The sequence below is a fragment of the Aeromonas molluscorum 848 genome, from assembly GCF_000388115.1.
GTDB lineage: Bacteria > Pseudomonadota > Gammaproteobacteria > Enterobacterales > Aeromonadaceae > Aeromonas > Aeromonas molluscorum.
On record NZ_AQGQ01000265.1, the window covers coordinates 1 to 2,589 of the forward strand.

Sequence of the window (2,589 nt, forward strand, 5' to 3'; positions counted from 1 at the left end):
GGGTCGCCCAGCGCATCCTGGTCGAGTTAGGTCGCTAAATGGCGCTGCTTGGGTTAGCGCTGGCGCTGGCGGCCATTGCCATAGCCCAATGGTGGCATGGTGGCAGCTTGCTGACCCTGCTCGACGGCCCCGCCTTTCTCATCGTGGTGGGCGGCACCCTGGGTGCCGTCATACTGCAGACTCCGCGCCAATATTTGCTGCAGGCCTTTGGCCAGCTGGTTGGTGCTGAACCGCCGCCTGGGATCTCGCCCAGCAGGGGGAGCGGCTGAAACGCTGGGCCATGTTTGCCCGTCAGCAGGGGTTGCTGGCCCTGGAAGAGGCGGCCGATGGTGAAGTGGATCCCTTTACCAACCAGGGGCTCACCATGTTGGTGGATGGGGTGCCGGTCGAGCAGATGCGCCAGCTGCTCGAGGCCGATATCGATATCAGCCAGGAGCACAATGAGCATGCGGCCCGGGTGTTTGAATCCATGGGTGGCTACAGCCCGACCATCGGCATCATAGGGGCGGTGCTCGGCCTCATCCAAGCCATGTTTCATCTGGAAGACCCGGCGGCGCTTGGCGCCGGTATTGCCGTGGCCTTCGTGGCGACTATCTATGGGGTGGGCTTTGCCAACCTTGTCTATTTGCCGCTCGCCAACCGGCTGCGGGCATTCCATTACCACTATGGCCTCTACCAGGAGATGACCCTGGAGGGACTGCTGGCTATCGCCCATGGCGAGAACAGCCTGCAGCTGGAGCGTCGGCTCAGGGTCTACCTCAAGGGGGAGTGAACATGCGCAAGCGCTATCGTCTTCACCTGCGAGGCCATGAACAGCTGGATCGCTGGCTGGTATCCTACGCCGATTACATGACCCTGATCTTCGCGCTGTTCGTGGTGCTCTATTCGGTGGCCATGGTCGACAAGGATAAGTTTCGGGTCGTGATCGAAGGCATGACCCAGGCCTTTGAGGCGCGTCCTTTGCAGGGCGAGGGACTGCTGGAGCGGGAGGGGCCCGCCATCGTCCCCCCAGCCCTAGCGCCGGACAAGATCATACCCGACCCCTCGCAGGCGCAGGCAATTGCCCTGGCCCCCATCTCCGGGGTGCCCATGGCCCAGCAGGGGGAACCGCTCCCCACTCTGGATGCCCAGCTGCGCAAGGCGATGGCGCCCCTGCTTGAGGCAGGTCTGGTCGATATCCAGCAGGACAAGGAGTGGCTCAATATTGCCCTCGATTCTGCCCTGCTTTTTTCGAGCGGCAGCGCCTTTATGGGGCCGAACGCATCGCCACTGCTCAATAGCCTCTCAAGTATTCTCAAACCGGTCGATAACTATGTGAGGATTCGGGGCTACACCGATAACCAGCAGATCCATAATGAGATTTTCAGCTCCAACTGGGCACTTTCTGCGGCCAGGGCCGAGGCGGTGCTCACGACCCTCATCGGTCAGGGCATTGCGCCACAGCGGCTCGCCTTTGAGGCCTACGGGGAGTTTTCTCCCTTCGCCAGCAATGAGACCGAGGGGGGCAGGGCAAAGAATCGTCAGGTCGTGGTCGCCATCTCTCGCCTGCGTTGGGTAGCCCCACCGGCACCGGCAGCACAACCCGTCGTGGCCCAGGTCGAGCAAAGCGCTCCCCAGGCCGATGCACAAGCCATTAGAGTCATTGCCTTACCGGGCGGCGGCATACGAATTACCACGAGACAGGATTAACACTGTGATTGTCTGGGCGGTTGCCAATCAAAAAGGTGGGGTAGGTAAAACCACCACAGTCGTCTCACTGGCCGGGATCCTCGCCCAGAAGGGGCAGCGTGTGCTGTTGATCGATACCGATCCCCATGCATCTCTTACTTCCTATTTCGACTATGACTCAGACCGGCTCGATGGCACCCTGTATGAGCTGTTTCAGGCGGTAAAACCCAGCAGCGAGCTGATCAACAAGGTGACCTTGAAGACGCGCTTTGACAATATCAGCCTGCTGCCTGCTTCCATCACGCTCGCGACCCTGGACAGGGTCATGGGCAACCGGGAGGGGATGGGGCTGGTGCTCAAACGGGCGCTGCTGCGCATTCAGGACAGCTACGACTATGTATTGATCGACTGCCCCCCTGTACTCGGGGTCATGATGGTCAACGCCCTGGCGGCGTGCGATCGTATTCTGGTGCCGGTTCAGACCGAGTTCCTGGCCTTGAAGGGGTTGGAGCGGATGATGAAAACCTTCGAGATCATGCAGCGTTCCAAACGTGACAAGTTCCGCTTTACCGTGATCCCGACCATGTTCGACAAGCGTACCCGCGCCTCCCTGCTGACGCTGAAATCGATCAAGGAGCAGTATGGCGAGGCGGTGTGGAATGCCGTGATCCCCATCGACACCAAGTTCAGGGATGCCAGCCTGGAGCACATGCCACCCTCCATTTTTGCCCCCGCCAGCCGGGGTTGCTATGCCTATCAGACGTTGTTAACGCACCTGGACGCTCTGGAGCGCAAACGGGTGCAGGAGGTGGTGGTATGAGCGAGGTCACCCAGACCCGGGCGATGGATGACTACTTCCATTCGCTGCTAATCGATGATCTCCTGCTGGAGGAGGTATATGGCGCCCGAGCCAGCGCCTCA

General features: G+C 60.5%; 2 protein-coding genes and 1 pseudogene. All 3 read left to right on the forward strand.

Annotated features, from left to right (window positions below; translation table 11 throughout):
* Positions 1 to 38: 38 nt before the first annotated feature.
* The 3 genes and pseudogenes from G113_RS19745 to G113_RS19755 all read left to right on the forward strand — a co-directional run bounded on the left by G113_RS19745 (position 39) and on the right by G113_RS19755 (position 2,488).
* A pseudogene (locus G113_RS19745) lies at positions 39 to 772 on the forward strand (flagellar motor protein).
* 2 nt (positions 773 to 774) lie between these two features.
* A complete protein-coding gene (locus G113_RS19750) occupies positions 775 to 1,689 on the forward strand; it encodes a flagellar motor protein MotB (RefSeq protein WP_005912723.1) in 915 nt (304 codons plus the stop codon).
* 4 nt (positions 1,690 to 1,693) lie between these two features.
* Positions 1,694 to 2,488, forward strand: a complete 795-nt coding sequence (locus G113_RS19755; RefSeq protein ID WP_005912726.1) for a ParA family protein — start codon at positions 1,694 to 1,696, stop codon at positions 2,486 to 2,488.
* Positions 2,489 to 2,589 lie beyond the last annotated feature (101 nt).